This is a genomic window from Trebonia sp. (assembly GCF_049794275.1).
Taxonomy (GTDB): domain Bacteria; phylum Actinomycetota; class Actinomycetes; order Streptosporangiales; family Streptosporangiaceae; genus Trebonia.
On the sequence record NZ_JBARCR010000306.1, the window covers coordinates 1 to 6,094 of the forward strand.

At 69.8% G+C, this 6,094-nt stretch carries 5 protein-coding genes; 4 read left to right on the top strand and 1 reads right to left on the bottom strand.

From position 1 onward, the window contains the following. A partial coding sequence (locus tag WA805_RS08515; protein ID WP_425242067.1) for a metallophosphoesterase family protein occupies window positions 1-447 on the bottom strand: 447 nt, incomplete at its 3' end. Between the two features lie 491 nt (window positions 448-938). Here WA805_RS08515 and WA805_RS08520 point away from each other — a divergent pair. The 4 genes from WA805_RS08520 to WA805_RS08535 all read left to right on the top strand — a co-directional run. Further along, window positions 939-1,226, top strand: coding sequence for a hypothetical protein (locus WA805_RS08520; RefSeq protein WP_425242068.1), 288 nt, complete (start codon window positions 939-941; stop codon window positions 1,224-1,226). A gap of 2 nt (window positions 1,227-1,228) precedes the next feature. After that, the gene (locus tag WA805_RS08525; protein ID WP_424561923.1) at window positions 1,229-1,564 is read left to right on the top strand and encodes a hypothetical protein; all 336 of its coding nucleotides are present in this window, start codon (window positions 1,229-1,231) and stop codon (window positions 1,562-1,564) included. 155 nt (window positions 1,565-1,719) lie between these two features. Then, on the top strand, window positions 1,720-5,562 hold the full coding sequence (locus WA805_RS08530; RefSeq protein WP_425242069.1) for an ABC transporter ATP-binding protein: 3,843 nt from the start codon (window positions 1,720-1,722) through the stop codon (window positions 5,560-5,562). A 36-nt stretch (window positions 5,563-5,598) separates the two neighbouring features. After that, window positions 5,599-6,094 (top strand): VOC family protein (locus WA805_RS08535; protein WP_425242070.1); only part of this gene is annotated, 496 nt, incomplete at its 3' end.

A 6,094-nucleotide genomic window follows, 5' to 3' on the forward strand; every position in this document is an offset into this window, starting at 1 on the left:
GGCCGGGTGAGCGCGCGGCCCGTCGAAGCCGGGCAGGCCGACCGCCGGCTCCAGGTACGGCACGCCGTAGACGGCCACCGGGCCGTGGTCGTCGCGCAGCAGGACCGGTTCGGCGAGCGTCGCGGGCCGGGTACGCAGGTGCACGCCGGAGGCGTCGATGAGCGCGCTGCTGAACCCGAGGCGGCGCGCGGAGTCGTGGTTGCCGCTGATCACGACCACGCGGGCGCCGGTGTCGCGCAGCCGCACGAGCGCCTGCTCGCAGAGCGCCACCGCGTCCACCGGGGGCACCGCGCGGTCGTAGACGTCGCCCGCGATGAGCACGGCGTCCACCCGCTCCGCGCGCGCCGTCTCCACGAGGTGATCGAGGAACCGCTCCTGCGCCTCGCGCAGGTCGGCCTTATGCAGCGAGCGCCCGAGATGCCAGTCGGACGTGTGCAGGAGCCTCATGGCACGGACCATAGCGAACCCCCCCGACATTCGAGCGGCGCTCGCCAAGTCCCGCACACTCTCGCAACTTCGTATCACTTTTCGTCCTCGTATCATTTTCGGCCCTTTTCGCGCCCGATTTGTCCGGTTCCAGGGGCGGGAAGTGATACGAAGATGGCGGCCTGGAGCCTGGCGGTCCTGCCGGGTGAGGCCCCGTGGATCATCCGGGACAGAGGGCTTCTATTAATGGCCTCGGACCGTGATCACGGAGAGAAAACGTGCGTATGGGGTGCGGAACTTCCGTGATCACGGAAAAGGCGAGCGAAGGGCGTTGCCAAAGGCAATGAGGTGCGACTTTGCCAAGGTCCGGGCGGTCCTCGATAGCAATTAAATGCCATTGCTGCCACGCGATGTCTTTTCCGCTGGAATGTCGGTGGGGGGTGCTAGCTTGCTGGTGAATATTCATTGGGCGGGCGGCAAGGCCTGCCATACGATGGAAGGGTGGAGATCGATTGAGCGTCACATTCGCTCCCGAGCTGAGGGAGGCCGTCCGCGAGGCCGCGGACGAGGCCGGGCTGTCGCTGTCCGACTGGCTGTCCCGGGCGGCAGAGGCCAAGCTCAACGCGGACCGGGACGCCGGGATCCTCGCGGAGGCGGAGCGCGAGCGTCGCCGACGGGGACTCCGCGAGTTTCTGGACGAATACCAGGCCGAGTACGGGGCCTTCACCGAGGAGGAGATGGCTCGCGCGCGTCGCTGGCGCGAGCTGGCTGAGGAACGCGCCCGCGAGTCAGGGGGCTAGGCATGAGCGCGCTGATTCTCGACGCCGGCGCGCTGATCGCGATCGACCGCGGCGACCGCCAGGTGTTGGCCCAGGTGGAGGATGCTGACAGGGCCGGTGACCCGGTACGCACCAATGCGATGGCCAGGGCGCTCCTCGACATCACAGTGGAATCGATCACCCGCGAAGACGGGATGCGCGCCGGGGAGCTTCTCGGGGCGACCCGGATGAAGGACGCCATCGATGCCAGCGTGGCGTTGCTCGCAGGACCTGGCGACCGAGTGCTCACAAGCGATGCTCAGGACCTGCGGGCACTGTGTGATGCCGCGGGGGCCAACGCTGTGGTGGTCGATTGCTGACGGTGGGGACGGTGTCCCCGCCCGTGTCCGCACCAGGGGCGTGGGCGCGGGCGGGGATAGGTCTATTGGCTTAGGTCGTTAGTTTGGGAAATGAAAATTCGTGGATGGTTGTTGGAAGTCTTGGTTCAGGGGCATCTCTACACGGTCGGGGGAGGATGAAAGGCAACAGCAGCCAGCAGAGCAATGAGGCTCGCTGGATCAGGAGGCTGGCCGGCTACTGCTGGCGGTTCCGGCGGGACGTTGTTATCGCGCTGGCGGGATCGGTGCTTTATGTCGCGGCGACGCTGACGATTCCGCTGCTGCAGCGGGGAGTCATCGACAACGTGATCGTCACGGACAAAGAGTCGGTGTGGCCGCTGGCGATCGGGCTGCTCATCGCCGCGGCGGCCAACTTCGCCGGCATCTACATGCGGCGGTACCGCGGCGGCAAGATGGCGCTCGACGTACAGCACGCCATGCGGACCGAGCTGTTCGACTCGCTGTCCCGGCTGGACGGCAGCCGGCAGGACGAGATCCACACCGGCCAGCTCGTCGGCCGGTCGATCTCCGACCTCAACATGGTGCAGGGCCTGATCCAGTGGATGCCGCTGACCCTGGGCAGCCTCATGCTGTTCGTCTTCTCGCTGGTCATCATGATCGCGCTGTCGCCGCTGCTCTCGCTCGTGGCGGTCGCGGTCGCGCCGGCGCTCTGGCTGATCTCCACGGCGGCGCGCAAGAAGCTGTTCCCGGCCAGCTGGCACGCGCAGCAGCAGGTTGGCGAGGTCGCCGGGATCGTCGACGAGGCGATCGGCGGGGTCCGCGTCGTCAAGGGGTTCGGCCAGGAAGAGCAGGAGATGGAGCGGATGGAGGCCGCGAGCGAGGACCTGTACGGGTCCCGGCTGCGGATGCTCCGGTTCACCGCCAGGTACAACCCCGCGCTCACCGCGATCCCGTCGCTCGGGCTCGTCGGCGTGCTCTTGCTGGGCGGCTGGCTGGCGATCCACGGCCAGGTCACGCTCGGCACCTTCCTCGCGTTCTCCAGCTACCTGGCGCAGCTCACCGGCCCGGTGCGGGTGCTCACCAGCCTCGTGACGATCGGCCAGGAGGCCCGCGCCAGCGTCATCAGGGTCTTCGAGGTCATCGACTCCAAGCCGACGATCACCGACAAGACGGACGCGATCGAACTGGCCGCCGACGCGAACGGGATCACGTTCGACGACGTGCAGTTCGGCTACGTGCCGTCGCAGCCGGTGCTGCGCGGGCTGTCGCTCGAGGTCAGGGCCGGCGAGACTGTCGCGGTCATCGGGCCGTCCGGGTCGGGCAAGTCCACGCTCAGCCTGCTGCTCCCCCGGTTCTACGACGTGCGCGGCGGCGCGGTGCGGGTCGGCGGGTACGACGTGCGCGACGTGACGGAGCAGTCGCTGCGGTCCGCCATCGGCATGGTGATGGAAGAGAGCTTCCTGTTCTCGGACTCGGTGCGCGCCAACATCGCCTACGGGCGGCCGGACGCGACGTTCGAGCAGGTCGTGGCCGCCGCGCGGGCCGCGGAGGCCGACGAGTTCATCCGCGAGCTGCCGGACGGGTACGACACGGTTATCGGTGAGCAGGGGCTCACGCTGTCCGGCGGGCAGCGGCAGCGCGTCGCGCTCGCCCGCGCGCTGATCACCGACCCGCGGCTGCTGCTGCTCGACGACGCGACGTCCGCGGTCGACCCGCGCATCGAGGCCGAGATCCACGCCACCCTGCACCGGGTGATGGCCGGCCGGACCACGCTGCTGATCGCGCACCGCAGGTCCACGCTGAACCTGGCCGACCGGGTCGCGGTGATGACCGCCGAGGGCCGGCTCGCCGACATCGGCACCCAGGCGGAGCTCCAGGAGCGGTCGGAACTATACCGGCTGCTCATCTCCGGGCCTGGCGACGACGCCGAGGGGACTGACGCCGGGGAGCTGCCCGCCCCGGCGGGCGCTGTGGCGGGCGCCGTGGCAGGCACCGTGGCGGACGCCGGTAACGGCCATGAAGTGGCTGGGGCGGAGACACGGGCCCGTTCTGGATACTCGGGACGGGGAGCGGGGGCGGCCCGCAGGGGGGCAGCCCGCGCCACCCACATGGACGGGATGATCGGCAGCGTGCCGCCGAACCCTGAGCTGCTCGCCAAGGTCGAGGCACTGCCGCCGATCAAGGACGAGCCGAACGTGGACGAGGCGCAGGCGCGGGCCGCGGACACGCACTTCACGCTGCGCAAGCTGCTGCGGCCGATCGCGGTCGCGCTGATCGCCGGGCTCGTGCTCGACGGGCTCGACGCCGCCGCCAACCTGGCGCTGCCCGCGCTGGTGCGCGGCGGGATCGACTCGGGCGTCCAGGCGAAGGCGTTCAGCTTCGTCGCGCTGATGGCGCTGGCCGGGCTGGCGATCGTGTTCGGCGACTGGCTGGTGAACATCGCCGAGACGATGGTCGTCGGGCGGAACGGCGAGCGGCTGCTGTACACGCTGCGGGTGAAGATCTTCGCGCAGCTGCAGCGGCTCGGCCTCGACTTCTACGAGCGCGAGCTGTCCGGGCGGATCATGACCCGGATGACGACCGATGTGGACGCGCTGTCCACGTTCCTGCAGACGGGGCTGGTCACGATGATCAGCTCGGTGCTCACGTTCGTCGGGGTGCTCGCCGCGATGCTGATCATCAACGTGCGGCTGGGGCTGCTCGTGCTGGCGATCATGCCGTTCCTGATCGCGGCGACCGTGGTGTTCAGGAAGAAGTCGTCGCGGGCCTACACCGAGGCGCGGGAGCGGGTCAGCGTGGTCAACGCCGACCTGGCGGAGAACGTGGCGGGGCTGCGGGTCACCCAGGCGTTCCGGCGGGAGGGCGAGAACCGGGCGCGGTTCGCCGGCCGCTCGTTCGCCTACCGGGAGTCCCGGCTGCGGGCGCAGCGGTACATCGCGCTGTACTTCCCGTTCGTGCAGACGCTGTCCACCGTGGCGTCCGCTCTGGTCCTCGTGGTCGCGGTGGGGCAGGTGCACTCCGGCGCGCTGAGCGTCGGCGCGCTGATCGCGTACCTGCTCTACATCGACATGGTGTTCTCGCCGATCCAGCAGCTGTCCCAGGTGTTCGACGGATACCAGCAGGCGGCGGTCGGCGTGTCGCGGATCAAGGACCTGATGCGGCTGCGGACCTCGGTGCCTGAGCCGAAGTCGCCGGTGCCGGTGCCGGCGACCGGGCTCGACGGCTTGATCGAGCTGCGCGACGTGCGGTTCAGCTACGGGGCCGGGCCGTCGCTGTCGGGTCCTTCTTATGCCGCCGACGCTGCCGAGGCGCCGTCGAAGGCCGGCGAGGCGATCGCCGGGGTGTCGTTCACGGTGACGCCGGGCGAGACCGTCGCCCTGGTGGGGCAGACCGGCGCCGGCAAGTCCACCGTCGTCAAGCTGATCGCGCGGTTCTACGACGTCACGTCCGGGTCGGTGCTCGTGGACGGGGTCGACGTGCGGGACTACGACCTCACCGAGTTCAGGCACCGGCTGGGCGTGGTGCCGCAGGAGGCGTACCTGTTCAGCGGCACGGTCGCGGAGGCGATCGCGTACGCGCGGCCGTCTGCCTCCGACGCGGAGATCGAGGCGGCGGCGCGGGCCGTGGGCGCGCACGAGATGATCATCCGGCTGCCTGACGGGTACTCGCAGCAGGTGGGTGAGCGCGGGCGGAGCCTGTCAGCCGGGCAGCGGCAGCTCATCGCGCTGGCGCGGGCGGAACTTGCCGATCCCGACATCCTGCTGCTCGACGAGGCCACGGCGGCGCTGGACCTGGCGTCCGAAGCCGCGGTCACGCGGGCGACGCGGTCGCTGGCGGCCTCGCGGACCACGATCGTAGTGGCGCACCGGCTGACCACCGCGGCGCGCGCGGACCGGATCGTGGTCCTCGACCACGGGCGGGTCGCCGAGATCGGGTCGCACGAGGAGCTGCTCGAGCGCGGCGGCTTGTACGCCGGGCTGTGGGACGCGTTCGTCGGGGAGACCGAGTACGCGGCCTAGGCCGAGGGCAGCCCTTGGCCCTGGCAAGATGGCGGCATGGAACGTGTGCTTGGAGTTGGCGGATACTTCATGCGGGCCGCCGACCCGGTGGCCCTGGGTGCGTGGTATCGCGACTGCCTGGGTCTGGACGCCGATGAGAACGGCCTGTGGCATCAGGAAGCCGGGGTTACGGTGTTCGCGACCTTCGAGTCCGAGACCCAGTACTTCGGCTCCCGCGCCCAGCAGACGATGCTCAACTTCCGTGTCCGCGACCTGGATGCGATGATCGCGCAACTGCGCGCCAGGGGAGCGGACGTGGCCGGGGAGACTCAGGACATGGAGGGTGTCGGCCGGTTCGGCTGGGTCACCGATCCTGAGGGCAATCGGGTCGAGCTGTGGCAGCCCAGCGAGTTATGCCGTCTTATGCCGTCGTTGCGGGGTGGTCTCCAGGCGGCGGGCCGCGGCGGTGAGGGTTGTCACCAGGGACTCGAGCTGGGCTGGCTGGTAGCGGACGCTGGGCATGGAGACGGACAGGCCCGCCTGAGGGGCGCCG

What these genes read in the sequence shown, in the direction of transcription:
- WA805_RS08525 (WP_424561923.1), top strand. Translation starts at nt 1,229, where the DNA reads ATGAGCGCGCTGATTCTCGACGCCGGCGCGCTGATCGCGATCGACCGC.
- WA805_RS08530 (WP_425242069.1), top strand. Translation starts at nt 1,720, where the DNA reads ATGAAAGGCAACAGCAGCCAGCAGAGCAATGAGGCTCGCTGGATCAGG.